This is a genomic window from Streptomyces sp. Edi4, from assembly GCF_040253615.1.
In the GTDB taxonomy this organism is placed as follows: domain Bacteria; phylum Actinomycetota; class Actinomycetes; order Streptomycetales; family Streptomycetaceae; genus Streptomyces.
In genome coordinates, this window is the sequence record NZ_JBEJGY010000004.1 from 4,650,901 (window position 1) to 4,668,917 (window position 18,017).

The 18,017-nt window shown below is 71.6% G+C and carries 17 protein-coding genes; 11 read left to right on the forward strand and 6 right to left on the reverse strand.

Features of this window, described 5'->3' with window-relative positions:
• Window positions 1–51: 51 nt before the first annotated feature.
• Window positions 52–2,112 (forward strand): FUSC family protein, encoded by a 2,061-nt coding sequence (locus ABR738_RS23130; RefSeq protein WP_350231889.1) that lies wholly within the window; start codon window positions 52–54, stop codon window positions 2,110–2,112.
• Between the two features lie 26 nt (window positions 2,113–2,138).
• On the opposite strand, the gene ABR738_RS23135 is transcribed toward ABR738_RS23130, so the two are convergent.
• The gene (locus tag ABR738_RS23135) at window positions 2,139–2,633 is read right to left on the reverse strand and encodes a hypothetical protein (protein ID WP_350231890.1); all 495 of its coding nucleotides are present in this window, start codon (window positions 2,631–2,633) and stop codon (window positions 2,139–2,141) included.
• Between the two features lie 353 nt (window positions 2,634–2,986).
• On the opposite strand from ABR738_RS23135, the gene ABR738_RS23140 reads away from it, so the two are divergent.
• The gene (locus ABR738_RS23140) at window positions 2,987–3,226 is read left to right on the forward strand and encodes a DUF397 domain-containing protein (protein ID WP_261714179.1); all 240 of its coding nucleotides are present in this window, start codon (window positions 2,987–2,989) and stop codon (window positions 3,224–3,226) included.
• Window positions 3,227–3,351: 125 nt separating this feature from the next.
• On the opposite strand, the gene ABR738_RS23145 is transcribed toward ABR738_RS23140, so the two are convergent.
• The gene (locus ABR738_RS23145) at window positions 3,352–3,852 is read right to left on the reverse strand and encodes an ATP-binding protein (RefSeq protein ID WP_350231891.1); all 501 of its coding nucleotides are present in this window, start codon (window positions 3,850–3,852) and stop codon (window positions 3,352–3,354) included.
• Window positions 3,853–4,143: 291 nt separating this feature from the next.
• Here ABR738_RS23145 and ABR738_RS23150 point away from each other — a divergent pair, with 291 nt between their 5' ends.
• The 4 genes from ABR738_RS23150 (at window position 4,144) to ABR738_RS23165 (ending at window position 7,901) form a co-directional block, all read left to right on the forward strand.
• Window positions 4,144–5,043, forward strand: a complete 900-nt coding sequence (locus tag ABR738_RS23150; protein ID WP_350231892.1) for a Sco1979 family transcriptional regulator — start codon at window positions 4,144–4,146, stop codon at window positions 5,041–5,043.
• Window positions 5,044–5,124: 81 nt separating this feature from the next.
• Window positions 5,125–6,582 (forward strand): aldehyde dehydrogenase family protein, encoded by a 1,458-nt coding sequence (locus ABR738_RS23155; RefSeq protein WP_350231893.1) that lies wholly within the window; start codon window positions 5,125–5,127, stop codon window positions 6,580–6,582.
• Between the two features lie 128 nt (window positions 6,583–6,710).
• A complete protein-coding gene (locus ABR738_RS23160; protein WP_350231894.1) occupies window positions 6,711–7,274 on the forward strand; it encodes a DinB family protein in 564 nt (187 codons plus the stop codon).
• Window positions 7,275–7,292: 18 nt separating this feature from the next.
• Complete coding sequence (locus tag ABR738_RS23165; protein WP_350231895.1) at window positions 7,293–7,901, forward strand: PadR family transcriptional regulator; 609 nt, start codon at window positions 7,293–7,295, stop codon at window positions 7,899–7,901.
• A gap of 248 nt (window positions 7,902–8,149) precedes the next feature.
• Here the strand turns inward: ABR738_RS23165 and gad are convergent, their stop codons facing one another.
• Both gad and ABR738_RS23175 read right to left on the reverse strand, forming a co-directional pair.
• Entirely contained in the window at window positions 8,150–9,589 is a 1,440-nt protein-coding gene (gene gad, locus ABR738_RS23170; RefSeq protein WP_350231896.1) for a glutamate decarboxylase, read from the reverse strand.
• A 72-nt stretch (window positions 9,590–9,661) separates the two neighbouring features.
• On the reverse strand, window positions 9,662–10,027 hold the full coding sequence (locus ABR738_RS23175; RefSeq protein ID WP_350231897.1) for a YbjQ family protein: 366 nt from the start codon (window positions 10,025–10,027) through the stop codon (window positions 9,662–9,664).
• 136 nt (window positions 10,028–10,163) lie between these two features.
• Here ABR738_RS23175 and ABR738_RS23180 point away from each other — a divergent pair, with 136 nt between their 5' ends.
• The gene (locus ABR738_RS23180) at window positions 10,164–10,856 is read left to right on the forward strand and encodes a DedA family protein (protein ID WP_350231898.1); all 693 of its coding nucleotides are present in this window, start codon (window positions 10,164–10,166) and stop codon (window positions 10,854–10,856) included.
• A 45-nt stretch (window positions 10,857–10,901) separates the two neighbouring features.
• Here ABR738_RS23180 and ABR738_RS23185 read toward each other — a convergent pair whose 3' ends face one another.
• Together ABR738_RS23185 and ABR738_RS23190 are read right to left on the reverse strand one after the other, a co-directional pair.
• A complete protein-coding gene (locus tag ABR738_RS23185) occupies window positions 10,902–12,560 on the reverse strand; it encodes a threonine/serine exporter family protein (protein ID WP_350231899.1) in 1,659 nt (552 codons plus the stop codon).
• A 185-nt stretch (window positions 12,561–12,745) separates the two neighbouring features.
• Window positions 12,746–13,240, reverse strand: coding sequence for an inorganic diphosphatase (locus tag ABR738_RS23190; protein WP_053731216.1), 495 nt, complete (start codon window positions 13,238–13,240; stop codon window positions 12,746–12,748).
• 134 nt (window positions 13,241–13,374) lie between these two features.
• Here ABR738_RS23190 and dacB point away from each other — a divergent pair, with 134 nt between their 5' ends.
• The 4 genes from dacB to hpt all read left to right on the forward strand — a co-directional run bounded on the left by dacB (window position 13,375) and on the right by hpt (window position 17,946).
• Window positions 13,375–14,820, forward strand: a complete 1,446-nt coding sequence (gene dacB, locus ABR738_RS23195) for a D-alanyl-D-alanine carboxypeptidase/D-alanyl-D-alanine endopeptidase (protein ID WP_350231900.1) — start codon at window positions 13,375–13,377, stop codon at window positions 14,818–14,820.
• A 49-nt stretch (window positions 14,821–14,869) separates the two neighbouring features.
• Window positions 14,870–16,009 carry an Rv3626c family coenzyme F420 biosynthesis-associated protein gene (locus ABR738_RS23200; RefSeq protein ID WP_350231901.1) on the forward strand — a complete coding sequence of 380 codons (1,140 nt, stop codon included), beginning with the start codon at window positions 14,870–14,872 and terminating at the stop codon, window positions 16,007–16,009.
• Between the two features lie 260 nt (window positions 16,010–16,269).
• Complete coding sequence (gene tilS / locus ABR738_RS23205; protein WP_350231902.1) at window positions 16,270–17,331, forward strand: tRNA lysidine(34) synthetase TilS; 1,062 nt, start codon at window positions 16,270–16,272, stop codon at window positions 17,329–17,331.
• Between the two features lie 75 nt (window positions 17,332–17,406).
• Window positions 17,407–17,946, forward strand: coding sequence for a hypoxanthine phosphoribosyltransferase (gene hpt, locus ABR738_RS23210; RefSeq protein WP_120727895.1), 540 nt, complete (start codon window positions 17,407–17,409; stop codon window positions 17,944–17,946).
• Window positions 17,947–18,017: the final 71 nt, after the last annotated feature.

Below are 18,017 nucleotides of genomic sequence, written 5' to 3' on the forward strand. Positions count from 1 at the left end.
CCGCACACGGCACCGCGCCGCGCGGGGGCCGCAGAGGTTACGCTCGGGATCATGAGTTGGGGCAGGGCGTTGAAGGAGACCGCCCGTTCGGGGCTGAAGGTGGAGCCGCGACGCCTCGAACCCCTCGTCGCCCTGCGCGGCGCGGCCGGGCTCGCCGTCGTCGTCGGCGTCAGCCTCACCCTCTTCGGCCCCTCCGTCGCCGCGAGCTCCGCGTTCGGCGCGTTCCAGGGCGCCATCGCCACGTATCAGCGCAGCTGGCGCCCGCGCCCCGTGCTGGCCCTCGCCTCGGGGCTCTCCCTCGCCCTGTCCACCTTCCTCGGCTACCTCGTCGGCACGCACTCCCCCTTCTTCCTGGTGCTGCTCGCGCTGTGGACGTTCCTGGCCGGCCTGGCGTGGGCGGTCGGCCCGACCGTCGGCGTGATCGCCTCGTCCAACGTGGCGATCATGCTGATCACCGTCACCCTGCCCAGCTCCCTGGCCGAGGCGGCGGGCCATGCCGCGATGATCGCGTTCGGCGGCGTCGTCCAGGCCGCTCTCGTCGTCCTGTTCCCCATCCGCCGCTGGGGCGCGCAGCGCGACGCGCTCGCCGACGCGCTGGCCGCCGAGGCCGACTACGCGCGGCGGCTGCGTCACGACCCGGTCGCGCCGTTCGACCCCGAGCCCCTCATGACCGCCCGGCTCGCCGCCGCCGTCACCCCGCGCGAGGCTCGCCGCCGTCCCTCGGAGCTGCACGGCGCCCGGGGCGTCGCCGAGCGCATCCGCCCGGTGCTCGCCTCCCTCGCCGACCCGGCGCTCGGCGTCCCGGACGAGGGCGTCGAACGCGACCGGGTCAGGGAGCTGCTCGCCGCCGCGGCCACCGTCCTGGACGCCGCGGCCCGCGCGATCCGGCACGGCCAGGCCCCCGTCATCCCGCCCGCCGCCGAGGCCGCGCTCGCCACCCCCGACACCGGCGCCATCCTCACCGGCCCCGCCCGCCGCGCCGCCGCCCGGCTCATCGCGCTGCTCGCCGACGTCGTCGAAACCGCCCAGGGCGGCGGCTCGGGCGCGGGCGCGGAGCCGCTGCTCAGGCCGACCCTGCCGCGTCTGGTGCCGCTCGCCCTGCGCACCATGCGCACCGAGGCGACCAACCGTCACTCCCCGGTGTTCCGGCACGCCGTCCGGGTCTGCGCGGTGGCGACGGCCGGCTATCTGCTCGGCCACGTCCTGCCGTTCGGTCACGGCTACTGGGCCCCGATGGCCTCGGTGATGGTGATGCGCCCGGACTTCTCGCTCACCTACGCCCGCGCGGTCGCCCGGTTCGGCGGCACCCTGGTGGGCGTCGCGCTCGCCACCGGCATCGTGCAGCTGACCCACCCCGACACCGCTCTTTCGGCCGCCATCGCGGTGGCCTCGGCGTTCCTGGCGTATCTGCTGATGCGCACGGGTTATGCGGTGCTGAGCGGCTGCGTCTCGGCGTACGTCGTGTTCCTGCTCGGCATGGGCGGCCTCCAGTGGACCCAGACCGTGCCCGACCGGGTCATCCTGACGCTGGTCGGCGGGGCGCTCGCGATGGTGTCGTACGCCGTCTTCCCGGCCTGGGAGACGCCGCGTCTGCGCACGCGTCTGGCCGACTGGCTAGCCGCGAGCGGGCGTTACGCCTCCGCCGTCGTCGCCCACTACGCCGACCCCGACCGCGCGTCGGGCGAGGTGCGCCAGGCCCTGCTCGACACCCGGGCGGCCCGCATCGCCTGGCAGGAAGCGCTCGACAAGGCCACCCACGAACCGGTGCGCCACCGGGGGCTCTCGCACACCTCGGCCGGTGAAGCAGCACACGCGCTGGGCCAGTTGGGGCGTACGGCCATGCTGATGGAGGCGCATCTTCCGGAGCGGGACGCCGTGCCGGTGCCGGCCGCCGCGAAGCTCGCCGAGGCGCTGCGCGAGGCGACCGAGCAGGGCGCGAGGGCGGTACGCGAGCGGCGGGTTCCGGAGTGGACCGAGGTCGAGCGCGCCCTGGAGGCGTGGGACGGCGAGGGCGTACCGGACCGGGTGGTGCGCGGCGGGGCCGGCCTGGTCCTGCACTGCCTCGACGACCTGACCGACGCGCTCTCCGTGCCGGACGCCCCCCGTCCGTAACCCGGGACCGCCACGGGCCGCGCGCGTTACCGGGTGGGCAGTTTGCTCGGCAGGCCGGACGGGAGCGCGCCCGTCCGGCCCCGGGTGAAGGAATCCGTGCCGCCGCCCTGCCACTTCACCTGGAGGGTGTCGCCCTGGAGCGTGGCCATGCCACGCGTGCGTTCGGTGTCGCCGTCCGCGCACTTCAGGACGAGCATGGTCATGCCCGCGCTCTCGTCGACCGTGCCGGAGCAGACGTGCGGGGTGAGCAGACCCACGCCCTTGTCCGCGACGGCCATGGTGACGGTCTTGCCGCCGCTGGTGGCGGTCCAGCTGCCTTGCAGATCGCTGCCCTTGGCGGTGCTTCCGCCGCCGTCCGGCGCCGCGGCGGAGGGCGCGCTCGATCCGGCCGGGAACTTGGTGGCCGGCGCGGTCTTCTTCTCGCCGCTGCCGCAGCCGGTCACCACGAGCGCGATGGAGAGCCCGGCGGCGGCGAATCCGGCGGTACGTATGAAACCGGCGGTACGTATGAGGCTGTGCACGGTGCGTCTTCCCCCTGGGGTCGGTGGAGACCGCTGGACGGCCTCCGGGACCGCGACAAGTTACCAGCCGGGACGCGGCGCTCCGCCGGGCCGGGCGATCGGCCCGGCGCTTGAACCAGAAGGGCCGCGTTGGCGTCTCTTCCTCATGTGTACGGCGTGCGAGTGCGATCCCGCATGCGTGAGGTGTGCGCTTCCCCGTGCGTGAAGCGCCCGATCCGGGCGGCCGGGCAGCTGTAACCGCCCGGGCACCCCGCGTGCACGTGCATCCTCCCATGCAGGCGCACATGAACACAGCTATGATCCGGGGCAGTTGACCATTCACAGTTGCACGTCCGCACATCCCGGGAGCGACCTTGCACCACGCGTACAACGGCATGGCGGCAGCGGAGCTTCAGGGTGCCGCCTGGCAGAAGAGCCGGCACAGCAATTCGCAGGGGTCCTGCGTCGAGTTCGCCAAACTGCCCGGCGGAGGGGTGGCGGTACGCAACTCACGCCATCCCGAGGGGCCCGCACTGGTCTACACCAGAGCGGAGATCGAGGCGATGCTGCTCGGGATCAAGGACGGGGAGTTCGACCACCTGATAGCGGACTGACGGCCGGCCCACAGCGGACCGCGCGCCCGGCCCCCCCGGTCCTGCCCGGTCGGTCCTGCCCGGTTCCGTTCCGTCCGTTCGGTCTGGACCGTCCGGTCCGGTCGCTCCCGTCGCTCCCGTCCGGTTCAGTCGGCGGGCTGGAGGCGGAACAGCGCCCACACGACCTTGCCGCCGATGGCCCCCGCGAGCGGGTGCCATCCCCAGCTGTCGGCGAAGGACTCCACCAGGAACAGGCCGCGCCCGGACTCCGCGCCGAAGTCGTCGCGCTCGCGCTCCACCGGGCTGTCGTCGCTGGGGTCGCGCACCGCGCACACCAGCCGGCTGGTCCAGCGCATCAGATGCAGCCGGACCGGTACGTCGGTCTCGCGCGGGGTGTCGGCGGGCAGCGCGTGGCGCAGGGCGTTGGTGACGAGTTCGGAGACGACCAGGGCGACGTCGTCGAAACACTCGCCGAGGCCCCACTGCGTGAGGGTGGATCTGGTGAACTTCCGTGCTCCGCCCACCGCTTCGAAGCGGGCGGGCAGCGCGCAGGACGCGGATCCCGCCACGGTCGAGGGGTCGAAGGGGGCAAGCGCCTGCCTCAGTGGCTCATAAGGCTCCAGCATGGTCGATCCATTCGTCCCCATGCGAGGCACTCCCGGGTTCGCGGCCGTGGCGGTACAGGACGCAAGCGACTAGACGCAGTTGAGCACGCAGGTGCGCGGGGACCATGGTTCCGAATGCGTCGGCCCGATGCAAGGGCAGATGCACGTGCACGCGACCGACCTGTCCGTGCCCGTGCCGTTTCTTGCTCATTTCTTCCCCAGAAGTTCCTCCGGCTGATTTCGGTCCTTGACCATTTCCGTAATCGCGCGGGTACGGGGTGAAGCGTTTTGATGGCAGACTGCACCGCACCATTGGATGGGGAGGACGGCGAAGTGAGCGCAGGGGAGGCATGGGGATCCCCCCGGCCGAGCGCGGTCGAGGCCGGCGGAGGTTCGGTGGTCCGGCGCATTCTGCTGGGCTCTCAGCTCAGACGCCTGCGGGAGTCGCGCGGCATCACGCGCGAGGCCGCCGGCTATTCGATCCGGGCGTCCGAGTCCAAGATCAGTCGTATGGAGTTGGGGCGCGTGAGCTTCAAGGCCAGGGATGTCGAGGACCTGCTCACGCTGTACGGCGTAGGCGACGAATCCGAGCGGATGGCGCTGCTCGGCCTCGCCAAGGAGGCCAACATCGCCGGGTGGTGGCACAGCTTCGGCGATGTGCTGCCGGGCTGGTTCCAGACCTACATCGGTCTGGAGGGCGCCGCCTCGCTCATCCGTATCTATGAAGTGCAGTTCGTGCACGGCCTGTTGCAGACCGAGGCGTACGCCCACGCGGTGGTCTCGCGCGGCATGCACGGTGCGCCGGCCGCCGAGGTGGACAAGCGCGTCGCGCTGCGCCTGGAGCGCCAGAAGACCCTGGTGTCGGAGCGGGCCCCGCAGTTCCACGCGGTCCTGGACGAAGCCGCCCTGCGCCGCCCCTACGGCGAACGCGACGTCATGCGCGGGCAGTTGAAGCATCTCATAGAGATGTCGGAGCAGCCCAACATCAACCTCCAGGTGATGCCGTTCAGCTTCGGCGGGCACGCGGGGGAGAGCGGCGCCTTCACGATGCTGCGCTTCCCCGAGTCGGACCTGTCGGACATCGTCTATCTCGAACAGCTCACCTCTGCCCTGTACTTGGACAAGGCGGAAGAGGTCGCACAGTACGAACGGGCGATGACGCGGCTCCAGCGGGACAGCCCCGGTCCCGAGGAAAGCCGCGATCTTCTGCGCGGACTCCTTCAACTCAGCTGACTCATCAGTAGGATGACGTCACATCAGGCCAGTGACGCGGTTGACCGCGCGGCGCCGGCGGACACAGCAGTAGGGGATGACATGTCCTTCTTCACCGACCTCGCCCACCAGTTCATAGCCGGCCAGTGGCGCACCGGCAGCGGGTCGTGGGACATCATCGACTTCGATCCCTACAACGGGGAGAAACTGGCCGCCATCACCGTGGCCACCGTCGAAGAGGTCGACGAGGCCTACCGGGCGGCCGAGCGTGCCCAGCGCACCTGGGCCGCGACCAATCCGTACACCCGCCGGCTGGTCTTCGAGCGCGCCCTGCGCCTGACCGAGGAGCGCGAGGCCGAGATCGTCGAGGCCATCGTCACCGAGCTGGGCGGCACGCGGCTCAAGGCGGTGTACGAGGTCCACCTGGCCAAGGAGTTCCTGCGCGAGGCCATCCAGCTGGCGCTGCGACCAGAGGGGCGCATCCTGCCGTCGCCGGTCGACGGCAAGGAGAACCGGGTCTACCGGCTGCCGGTCGGTGTGATCGGCGTGATCAGCCCGTTCAACTTCCCCTTCCTCGTCACCCTCAAGTCCATCGCCCCCGCCCTCGCGCTCGGCAACGCGGTCGTCATCAAGCCGAACCAGAACGCGCCGGTCGTCGGCGGCGGCCTGATCGCGAAGATCTTCCAGGACGCGGGGCTGTCGGCGGGCCTCCTGAACGTCCTGGTCACCGACATCGCCGAGATCGGCGACGCGCTGATAGAGCACCCCGTGCCGAAGGTGATCTCCTTCGCGGGCTCCGACCGCACCGGCCGGCACGTCGCCTCGGTCGCGGGCAGCCACTTCAAACGCGTCATCCTGGAGCTGAGCGGCAACAGCGCCCTGGTCGTCCTCGACGACGCCGATCTCGACTACGCGGTGGAGGCGGCGGTTTTCAGCCGCTTCGCCTACCAGGGTCAGGTCTGCATGGCCGCCAACCGGATCCTGGTCGACGACTCGGTGCGCGAGGAGTTCACGGCCAAGTTCCTGGCGAAGGTGAACGCGCTGAAGACCGGCGACCCGGCCGACCCCGCCACCGACATCGGCCCGGTCATCAACAACTTCCAGGCGGAGGCGCTGACGTCACTGGTCGAGCAGGCGCTGGCCGAGGGCGCGACGGCACTGGTGCGAGGCCGTACCCGGGGCAATCTGGTGGAGCCCACGGTGCTCACGGATCTGCCCGCCGACTCCTCTGTGCTGCGCCAGGAGATCTTCGGCCCGGTGGCGCTGCTCATCCCCTTCGACGGGGAGGAGGAGGCCGTACGCCTGGCCAACGACACGCCCTACGGACTCAGCGGGGCCGTGCACACCGCCAATGTGGAGCGCGGGGTGCGGTTCGCCAAGCGGATCGAGACCGGGATGATGCACGTCAACGACTCGACGATCCAGGACGAGCCGCTGGTCGCCTTCGGCGGCGAGAAGTACTCCGGGCTCGGGCGTCTGAACGGCGATTCGGCGGTCGAGGCGTTCACCACGCAGAAGTGGATCTCGGTCCAGCACGAGCGGAGCCCGTTCCCGTTCTAGCCGTCCCGTCCCGCTGATCACCCGCCGGTCGCTCGTTGTCGGGCCCCTTCAAGGGGACAGGTTCTGACCTGTTGCCCGCCTACGGTGAACGTGTCAGCGGGCAGGACGCGAACGAAGGCGATTTGATCATGGTTACGCATGTTCCCTCAGAGGCCCACGGTGACGAGCGCGGGGCGCTCCTGCGCTTCGTGGAGGCCCAGCGGGGTGCGCTGCGGCGCGCCGTCCTCGGCCTCACCGACGAGCAGGCCGCCGGGCGGCCGAGCGCGAGCGAGCTGTCCCTGTCCGGGCTGCTCAAGCATGCCGCCGAGTGCGAGCTGAACTGGCTGAGGATGGCGCAGGAGAAGCTGGGGGCACCTCCCAGCGGCAGCGCTGGGGGAGAGAAGCAGCGCGACCAGGCGGACTGGCACGAGAGCTTCCGGCTTGTGGGCGACGAGAGCGTCGAGGGGGTGCTCGACTTCTGGGACCAAGTGGCGGGCGAGACGGAGCAGTTCATCCGTGCGGTGCCCTCGCTCGACGACACCTTCCCGCTGCCCGACGCGCCGTGGTTCCCCAAGGATGCCCGGGTCTCGATGCGGTGGCTGATGCTGCACCTGGTCGAGGAGTTCGCCCGGCACGCGGGGCACGCGGACATCATCCGCGAGTCGCTGGACGGGAAGACGGCGTTCGAGCTGGTGGCACTCGCGAACAAGTGAGGGCATAGGCTGGCGCCCATGTCAACTATCCGTCTCCTCGTTCTGGGCGCGGTACGCCAGCACGGGCGGGCCCATGGCTACCAGGTGCGCAACGACCTGGAGTACTGGGGCGCCCACGAGTGGTCGAACGCCAAGCCGGGTTCGATCTACCACGCGCTGAAACAGATGGCGAAGCAGGGCGTGCTCCTGGCCCACGAGGTGGCGCCCAGCACGGTGGGCGGGCCGCCGCGCACGGAGTACGAGCTGACGGATGTGGGCCGCGAGGAGTACTTCCGGCTGCTGCGGGAGGCGCTGGCCTCCTACGGCCAGAAGACGGACGTGCTGTCCGCGGCCCTCGGCTTCATCGTCGACCTGCCGCGCGCGGAGGCGGTCGCGCTGCTGCGGGAGCGGCTGGCGAAGCTGGCGGCCTGGCGGGGGTCGGTGACGGAGTACTACCTGCCCGAAGGGGGGCCCGGCGAGCTCGGCCACATCGGCGAGATCATGAACATGTGGCTTCACTCGGCGGAGGCGGAGGCGGAGTGGACGCGGGGGCTTGTCGCTCGGATCGAGGATGGGGCGTACGTTTTCGCCGGTGAGGGTGAGCCGTTCGTGGGCGTCCTGCCCGAGGCCGCCCCCGCCCACCCCTGAGCCGCGGGCCCCGTACGTGCCGGTCGCGCAGTTCCCCGCGCCCCTGAGCAGGTCGTGCTGGCCTGCGTCGGCAATCTCAGCCTGTCCGGCGTTTGAGGACGAGCGCCCTACAGGCGCGAACGGGGTCTGGGGCGGAGCCCCAGGAACCCCGGCTGCGGGCCGTGGGTGGCTGGTCGCGCAGTTCCCCGCGCCCCTGCGTAGGTCGCGCCGGCCCGCACAGGCGACTTCAGCCCGCGCCCCCGGCAGGGTCAGTGGTGGAAGGCGGTGGATTCTGACTCGTCGCGGCGCAACGGGCCGGGCTGGCGGCGCAGTTCCGGCAGGAGGCGGCCCAGGTCCTCGATGAGCAGACCCGCCAGGTCCGAGGAGAACCCGTTGCGGCACACCACCCGCAGGACCGACAAGTCCTCCCGGTTCGCCGGGAAGGTGTACGCCGGCACCAGCCACCCCCGCTCGCGAAGACGCCGCGACACGTCGAACACGTCGTACCGGTCCACCTCCGGCGTCGTGGTGAAGGCGAACACCGGCAACTCGTTCCCCCGGGTGAGGAGTCGGAAGTCGCCGAACGACTCGATCCGCTCCGCCAGCCCCCGCGCCACGTCCCGCGCGGCCTGCTGCACCGCCCGGTACCCGTCCCGCCCGAGCCGCAGGAACGTGTAGTACTGCGCCACCACCTGTGCTCCTGGCCGGGAGAAGTTGAGCGCGAAGGTCGGCATGTCGCCGCCGAGGTAGTTCACCCGGAAGACCAGCTCCTCGGGCAGCTCCTCGGCCGTGCGCCACAGCGCCCAGCCCACGCCGGGGTAGACGAGCCCGTACTTGTGCCCCGAGGTGTTGATGGAGGACACCCGGGGCAGCCGGAAGTCCCACACCAGGTCCTCGTCGAGGAAGGGCGCGACCATGGCCCCGGACGCGCCGTCGACATGGACGGGGATGTCGAGCCCCGTACGCTCCTGGAGGTCGTCCAGCGCGGCGCAGAGCTCGGCGATCGGCTCGTAGGACCCGTCGAAGGTCGAGCCCAGCACCCCGACCACGCCGATCGTGTTCTCGTCGCAGAGCGCGGCGGCGGCCGCCGGGTCGAGGTGGAACCGGTCGCCCTCCATGGGCACTTGGCGCGCCTCGATCTCCCAGAACGTGCAGAACTTCTCCCAGCAGACCTGCACGTTCACGCCCATGACGAGGTTGGGCCGGGCATCGCGCGAGGGGTAGCGGTCCGCGTTGCGCTTCATCCAGCGCCGCTTGAGCGCCATCCCGGCCAGCATGCAGGCCTCACTCGACCCGGTGGTCGAGCAGCCCACCGCGGCGTCCGGGTCGGGCGCGTGCCACAGGTCGGCGAGCATGGCCACGCACCGCCGCTCCAGCTCGGCGGTGCGCGGGTACTCGTCCTTGTCGATCATGTTCTTGTCGCGGCACTCGGCCATCAGGACACCGGCCTGCGGCTCCATCCACGTGGTGACGAACGTCGCCAGGTTGAGCCGGGCGTTGCCGTCGAGCATCAGCTCGTCGTGGACCACCTGGTACGCGGTGTCCGGGGGCAGCGGCCGGTCGGGCAGCCGGTGGCGGGGCGGCGCGGAGGTCATCGAGCCGACCGGGTCCGCCTCGCCGAAGAAGGGGTTGAGTGCGAGCCGCCCGTACTCCTTCTCGTCTCCTGCTACGACGTGGTCCTTCTCGCTGCCGCCGCGGTGCAGTGCCATGTAGGGTCAACAACCTTTCGCTGAAGGGAGGTTGGTGCGGTGGGGGAGGGGTGGGGGGATGGGCGTGGTGTCTCAGTTGCGGGTCAGGACCACCGCGGTCCCGTACGCGCAGACCTCCGTACCCACGTCCGCGGCCTCGGTCACGTCGAACCGCATCATCAGGACCGCGTTGGCGCCCCGCGCCTTCGCCTGGGCCACCAGCCGTTCCATCGCCTGGTTGCGGGTCTCCACCAGCGTCTTGGTGAGCCCCTTGAGCTCGCCGCCGATCATGGACTTGAGCCCGGCGCCGATCTGGCTGCCCAGGTGGCGCGAGCGTACGGTCAGGCCGAACACCTCCCCGATGACCTGCTGCACCGTGTGCCCCGGTACGTCGTTCGTGGTCACGACCAGCACGTCCGACTGCGGGCCCTGTCCGCCGCCGTACTCCTCGATGCCCATGCGATCCGCCTTCCGTGCGCCCTCGTCGGTCCTCTCAAGCCTGCCCCTGGAACCACGCTTTCGCGCGTTACGTTGATAACTTTGGCTGCCGACGGCAGACAGCCCGCCCGACACCCACACCAGGAGCCCGGTACCCGTGACAACCCTTGCCCTCGGACCGAGCTGGCTGGATCCCGACTATCTGCTCCATACGTTCGGGCTCGTCGGCCTGCTGATCATCGTGTTCGCCGAGTCCGGCCTGCTCATCGGCTTCTTCCTGCCGGGTGACTCGCTGCTGTTCACCACGGGTCTGCTGGTGACCACGGGCAAGCTGGACACCCCGCTGTGGCTGGTGTGCGTCCTGGTGGTGCTCGCGGCGGGCCTCGGCGACCAGGCGGGCTTCCTGTTCGGCAGAAAGGTCGGGCCGGCGTTGTTCAGGCGGCCCGATTCGAAGCTGTTCAAGCAGGAGAACGTGGAGAAGGCCCACGAGTTCTTCGAGAAGTACGGGCCCAAATCGCTGGTTCTGGCCCGCTTCGTGCCGATCGTGCGCACCTTCACGCCGATCATCGCGGGCGTCTCGGGCATGAACTACCGCTCGTTCCTCACCTTCAACGTCATCGGCGGCACCCTGTGGGGCGCGGGTGTGACGCTGCTGGGCGCGGCCCTGGGCAACGTCTCGTTCGTGCACCAGCACATCGAGCTGATCCTCGTCGCGATCGTGCTCGTCTCGGTGGTCCCGATCGCCATCGAGTTCCTGCGGGCCCGCGCCAAGGCGAAGAAGAACCCGGCGGCGGCCCAGGGCGGCGCGGGCCAGGCGCCGCAGCGTGGCGGCCGCCACGCCAAGCGCTGAAAGCGGCCGCGCCGAGCGCCGCTGAGCCAACCCGCGCGGGGCCGCTCAGAAGCCCCGGGTCCGCTTCGCCGCCGCGCGGCCCGCGCCCGGCGCCCGCAGGAAGAGCCGGGCGACCTCGTTGCCGAGGTTCACGCCGATCGCGATGGCCAGGGCGAGCGCCGTCGCCTTGGCGAGCGAGGCGACGCCCGTGTTGAGGTGGTTCTGGGCGATCGAGAGCACCCCGAAGTAGGTGGCGCTACCGGGCAGCAGCGGGCCGATCGCGGCGGTCACGTACAGCAGCGCCGAGGTGTTCCAGTAGCGCGCGAGCAGCTGGCCGAACAGACCCACAAGACCGGCCGCGACCGCCGTCGCCATGATCGGCGAGCCCTTCGCGGTGACCGCGATGGCGGCGTACACCACCCAGGCGACGCCGCCGTTGACGGACACGATCAGGACGGTGGAACGGTCCTGCTGGAGCAGGATCGCGAAGGTCAGACAGAGCACCATCGACGCGAGGATCTGCACGATCGGCCGGTCGATGGGCTGGAAGGCGCCCTCCGGATTGAGCTCGGCGTGGATCTGGAGCCCGCCGTACAGGACGCTCAGGACGCCGACGACGATCGCGACGAAGAAGTACCCCACTTCGAGCAGCCGCGCCGACGCCGTGACGTAGAAGCCGGTGAGGCCGTCCTGCACGGCCGCCACCAGGGCCCGCCCCGGGATCAGGGCGAAGAGCCCACCGGTGATCACCGCCGACGGCCGCAGGTTCCAGGAGAGCAGGCTGAGCGCGACGCCCATCGCGGCGGGCGGCATCGCGGCCACCACGAACTGGTAGAACTCCGGCAGCCCGCGGGCCGCGCACAGCCAGGCGAGCCGGTCGCCCAGCACCGCGCCGACCGCCGCCACCAGGAAGACCGTGACGCCGCCGCCGAGCAGCACCGAGGCCGCTCCCGCCAGGATTCCGCAGGCGGTGGTGAGGACCCAGCCGGGGTAGGGGTGGCGGTTGCGGCGGATCTCCGCGAGGCGCCGGTAGGCCTCTTCGAGGGAGACCTCGTGGTCCTCGCTGGTCATGTCCGTGACGAGCCGGTGCACGGCCGCGAGCCGGGTGTAGTCGGTGCCGCGCCTGCGTACCGTGCGGTTGGCCGTCACCGGGTCGTCCACCAGGGACGGCTGGTAGGTGATGCCGAGCATGGTGAAGGTGACCGTGGGCTCGCTGCGGTCGAGGCCGTAGCTGCGGCAGATCGCGAACATCGCGGCCTCGACGTCCTCGGCGCCCTCGCCGCCCGCGAGCAGCAGCTCGCCGATACGCAGCGTCAGGTCGAGCACGCGGGGCACGGCGGGGCCGGCGTCGTCGTGCTTCTGCACCGGCTCGGCCACCGGCCGGTCGCCCACCGGCATCCGCAGCATGGTGCGCATCCGGTCCTGCCAGGGCGCGTCCTTGGACAGGCGCACCAGGGGCAGGCTCCCGGTGGTGGTCGACGGGTTGAAGGGGTGGGAGGGGTCGCGCGCGGTGTAGGAGCTCGGGGTGGTGAACGCGGAGGCCGGCTGATCGGCGGGCGTCTCGATCACCGGGGTGGCGAGTCCGGCGGGCAGCGCGAACTCGCTCGTCGGGGAGTCCTCCTCGGGCACCTGCGGCTGCTCGACGCCCTCGGGGGGCGCGAAGGCGCTGCGTGCCTCGTCCGACTGCGGTTTGCGGTCCTCGACCGTGTTGTGCTGCTCGGTCACCACTGGTCCCGTGCCTCCCTCCGGCCACTCCGGGTGCGTGTGCCCAGTATGTGGGTCGTCATGACGCGGCACGACAAGGGGCGGTCCAAGGGGAAGGCGCACGTCACGACGGGTGAGGTCCCGGTACGACGACGGGCGGCGCACCCCCTGGGGTGCGCCGCCCGTGCATCACGGAAGTACGCGGGTCAGTGCGCGCCGCCCTGCGCCTCGAGGCGCTTGTAGGAGGCCTCGACCTCGGCCTCGGCCTCGACACGGCCGACCCAGTTGGCGCCCTCGACGGACTTGCCGGGCTCCAGGTCCTTGTAGACCTCGAAGAAGTGCTGGATCTCCAGGCGGTCGAACTCGGAGACGTGGTGGATGTCGCGCAGGTGCTCCACGCGCGGGTCCGACGCCGGGACGCACAGCAGCTTGTCGTCGCCGCCGGCCTCGTCGGTCATGCGGAACATGCCGATCGCGCGGCACTTGATGACGCAGCCGGGGAAGGTCGGCTCGTCCAGCAGGACCAGGGCGTCCAGCGGGTCGCCGTCCTCGCCGAGGGTGTCCTCGACGAAGCCGTAGTCGGCCGGGTAGCTGGTCGAGGTGAAGAGTCGACGGTCCAGACGGATCCGGCCGGTCTCGTGGTCGACCTCGTACTTGTTCCGCGACCCCTTCGGGATCTCGATGGTGACGTCGAACTCCACGGGTGGCTCTCCTCCATGATCAGCACATGCATCTGACGGGGCTGCGTCGGGCTGCCATGTTCGCGGCAGAACGCAGTTCTGGTGATTAAGTGTCCCTCACGCAGGTGTGTGATCGCGAAAGGGGCTGGTCCTCGGTGCCGGGACCCAAGACATGGCAGCTCACGGCTGGTGCGACGGCGTTCGGCCTGGCACTCGCGGCCGGGGCCGTGGCCCTTGCGGGACCGTGGGACTCAGGTCAGCGTACGGCCGAGCGCGCGCGTGCCGCATCGGCACAGGCCCGGGGTGGCGCACATCACCAGCGCGCGGATCCGGACGCTCCGGCTCCGGCTCCCAGCGCGGCCCCCGTGCTCGCGGCGCTCGGGACGCCGGGCCGCGCGCCCGTCGCCACCGTCCTGCCCTCCGCCCTCGCCCCGCTGCTCGCCGACCCCGCGCTCGGCCCCCGTCCGGCCGCATCGGTCATCGACACCGCCACCGGCCAGGAGCTGTACGCCTCGCGCGCGGACGCGGCCATGACACCCGCATCCACCGTCAAGATCGCGACCGCGACCGCCGTCCTCACCGCGCTCCCGCCCGGCCACCGCTTCGGCACGTCCGTGGTGGCCGACGCCGACGGCGCACGGCTCACCCTCGTCGGGGGCGGCGACCCCACCCTCGACCGGGCACGCCTTGGCGCCCTGGCCGACGACACGGCCCGCGCCCTGAGCGCCCGCTCCGTCGACCGGGTACGGCTCACGTACGACGCCTCCCTGTTCGCCGGGAACCCGGTGCACCCGATCGGACCGAACGAGAACCTGGCGCCTGTCGTCGCCCTCATGACCGACGAGGGGCGCACGGCCGTCGCCGCCGGCGGCGCGCAGGAGGGTCTCGACAGCGGCCCCGACAGCGGTCCCGACAGCGGGCCCGGCACGCGCACGGCCGACCCGGCGGGCGACACCGCGCATGCCTTCGCCGCGCTGCTGCGCGGGCACGGGGTACGGGTGGAGCAGCCGGCTCCGGGCGCCGCGCCGGCCGGCGCCAAGCCGCTGGCGAGCACGCTCTCCGCGCCGCTGACCGACATCGTCGAGCGGATGCTGACCACGAGCGACAACGACATCGCCGAGGCCCTGAACCGTCAGAGCGCGCTCGCCACCGGCAGGCCCGCGACCTTCCAGGGCGGCGCCGAGGCCGTGTCCGCCCAACTCGCCAAGCTCCAACTGCCGCTGGCCGCAAGCGTGTTCACGGACGGCAGCGGCCTGGCCCGGGCCGACAAGGTCACCGCGGGGCTGCTCACGCGGATGCTGGCGCTGGCGGCGGGAGCCGCCCACCCCGAACTGCGCCCGATCCTCACCGGCCTGCCCGTGGCCGGCTTCACCGGCACCCTCAGCGCCCGCTACGGCACGACGTCGGCGGCCACCGGCCTCGTCCGCGCGAAGACCGGCACGCTGGGCGGCGCCGGGGTCAACACCCTCGCGGGCACCGCCGTGGACGCGAGCGGGCGCCTCCTGGCGTTCGCCTTCCTGACGGCCGGGACGCCCGGCGCCGACCCCGCCCCCACCCAGAAGGCACTCGACCGGCTCGCCACCCGGCTCACCGCGCACTGAGCTTCGCCGAGCGGGTTCCCTCGCGGGGCCGACCACGTACGGTTGACGCATGACTGGCATCGGCGGTGCAGGTACCTCTGGGATGGTCGACTGGAACCTCGCGGTGGCGACCGCGACCCGACTGGTGCGGCCGGGCCCCGACGTGAGCCGTGACGAGGCGCGAGAGATCGTCGCCGAGCTCCGTCGGCACGCCAAGGCCGCCGAAGAACACGTACGGGCGTTCACCCGGATGATCCCGGAGGGCGCCGAACCGCGGGACACCCCGGTCCTGGTCGTGGACCGGGCCGGATGGGTCAAGGCCAATGTGGCGGGCTTCCGCGAGGTCCTGCGGCCGCTGCTCGACAAGATGCAGGAGCGCCGGAGCGGCACGGCCGCGGGCGCCGTGTTCGGCGCGGTCGGCGGCAAGGTCACCGGCGTCGAGCTCGGCATGCTGCTGAGCTTCCTGTCCTCGCGCGTCCTCGGCCAGTACGAGACGTTCGCGCCCGCGAGCCGTGACCTTCCCGCCGCGCCCGGCGGCGGAGGCCGCCTCCTCCTGGTGGCGCCCAACATCGTGCACGTCGAGCGGGAACTGGAGGTCGACCCGCACGACTTCCGGCTCTGGGTCTGCCTGCACGAGGAGACCCACCGCACCCAGTTCACAGCCGTACCGTGGCTCCGCGACCACCTGGAGAGCGAGATCCAGGCCTTCCTTGACGCCACCGAGGTCGACCCGATGACCGTCCTGGAGCGGCTGCGCGAGGCCGCCCAGTCCCTGGCGGGCGGGCGGCCCGAGGGCGAGGAGGACGACGGCGGGCGCTCCCTGGTCGAACTGGTGCAGACGCCGGCGCAGCGCGAGATCCTGGGCCGGCTCACCGCCGTGATGTCCCTCCTGGAGGGCCACGCGGACTACGTGATGGACGGGGTCGGGCCCCAGGTCGTGCCCTCGGTCGCCGAGATCCGCGAGAAGTTCCAGCAGCGCAGGGCCAAGGGGGCCTCCCGGCTCGATCTTGCGCTGCGCAAGCTCCTCGGGCTCGACGCGAAGCTGCGCCAGTACCGCGACGGCGAGCGGTTCGCGCGGGCCGTGGTGGACGAGGTGGGCATGGACGGCTTCAACCGGGTGTGGACCTCGCCGAACACGCTTCCCACGAAGGCGGAGATCGCCAAGCCGGCCGACTGGATCGCGCGGGTGCACCGCACCGCGGAGTCCTGACCGGGGTGGAGGCCCGACCGGGGGTGGAGGCCCGACCGGGGGCGGAGGCCGCCGGTGGCGGGGTGTCAACGCGGGAATCACCCATCCGAGGGACCGTGGCGCATGGGTAGGCGTGCAATGCTCGGGTAACGGCTCTGTTCTGTCACCATCTACGCACTCTGTGTGACTGAACGTACCTCTTGTTCCCTCTGTTCCCCCCGCTTCCCCCCGCCCCCGCTCCGCGCACGAGGCACCCCCAACTTCACCGAAGGGCACCGGACATGGGTCCCCATCCTGCGGTCGCAGCGATACGCCTGGCGGTTCGCCGCGTACTCCACGACGTCCTGACCGAACACTCCCGCGACCACCACCCCATCACCCCGGCCGCGCGTGCGGGGGCTCCCGCCGAGCCCGCGCCGTTTTCCGCGCCCGAGCCCCTGGTGCTCGTGGCCTGCTCCGGCGGCGCCGACTCCATGGCGCTCGCCTCCGCCCTCGCCTTCGAGTCCCGCAAGCTCTCGCTGCGCGCCGGCGGCATCACCGTCGACCACGGCCTCCAGTACGGCTCGGACCTGCGCGCCGCCGAGGTCGTCTCCCGCATGACGGCCCTCGGCCTCGAGCCCGCCGAGGCGATCACCGTGCGGGTGGGCCGCGAGGGGGGCCCCGAGGCCGCCGCCAGGGACGCCCGCTACGCCGCCCTGGACGCCGCGGCCGAACGCCACGGCGCCGCCGCGATCCTGCTCGGCCACACCCGCGACGACCAGGCAGAGACCGTACTGCTCGGCCTCGCCCGTGGCTCGGGCACGCGCTCCCTGTCCGGCATGGCCGCCGTCTCGGGGGCGGCGGGCCGCTACCGGCGCCCCTTCCTGGAGCTCGACCGCCAGACCGCCCGCAAGGCCTGCATGGTCCAGGCGCTGCCGGTCTGGGACGACCCGCACAACGCCGACCCCGCCTACACCCGCTCCCGGCTGCGCCAGGAGGGCCTGCCCGCCCTGGAGAAGGCGCTCGGCAAAGGCGTCGTCGAGGCGCTGGCCCGCACCGCCCAGCTCTCCCGTGACGACGCCGACGCCCTGGACGCCTGGGCCTTGGAGGCCGACGCGACCGTACGGGACGACGCGGGACTCCTGGAGTGCGCGAAGCTCTTCGCGCTGCCGCCCGCCGTCCGGCGCCGCATCGTGCGCCGCGCGGTCATCGAGGCGGGCTCGCCCGCCGGTTCGCTCTTCGCCCGCCACGTGGAGGAGGTCGACCGGCTGATCACCAGCTGGCGCGGCCAACGGGCCATCAATCTCCCGGGCCGCGTCGTCGCGCGTCGGCAGGGTGGCAGACTGGTCATTCGGCAGAGCTGAGCCCCCGCACGGAACTCGGCTCGCGCACGGACAACCGAACCCCCCAAGAAAGCGGCCCGGGTGAACGAGAAGGACATGGGCACCGACCTCCAGTCGGTGCTCATCACCAAGGAAGAGATCGACGCGAAGCTGGCGGAGCTGGCCGGGAAGATCGACGCGGAGTACGCGGGCAAGGACCTGCTCCTCGTCGGCGTCCTCAAGGGCGCCGTCATGGTCATGGCGGATCTGGCCCGCGCGCTGTCCACCCCGGTCACCATGGACTGGATGGCCGTCTCCTCGTACGGTGCGGGCACCCAGTCCTCCGGCGTCGTGCGGATCCTCAAGGACCTCGACACCGACATCAAGGGCAAGCACGTCCTGATCGTCGAGGACATCATCGACTCGGGCCTGACCCTGTCCTGGCTCCTGTCCAACCTCGGATCGCGCGAGCCCGCCTCCCTCGAGGTGTGCACGCTGCTCCGTAAGCCGGATGCCGCAAAGGTCGCGATCGACGTGAAGTGGATCGGCTTCGACATTCCGAATGAATTCGTCGTGGGCTACGGCCTCGACTACGCCGAGAAGTACCGCAATCTCCCCTTTGTCGGGACGCTCGCCCCGCACGTGTACGGCGGCTGACACAACCCGCTCCGTTTCGGGGAACCACAGCCCGCCTCGCGCCGTTGGAGCATGGGAGGGGCCCTTTGTCA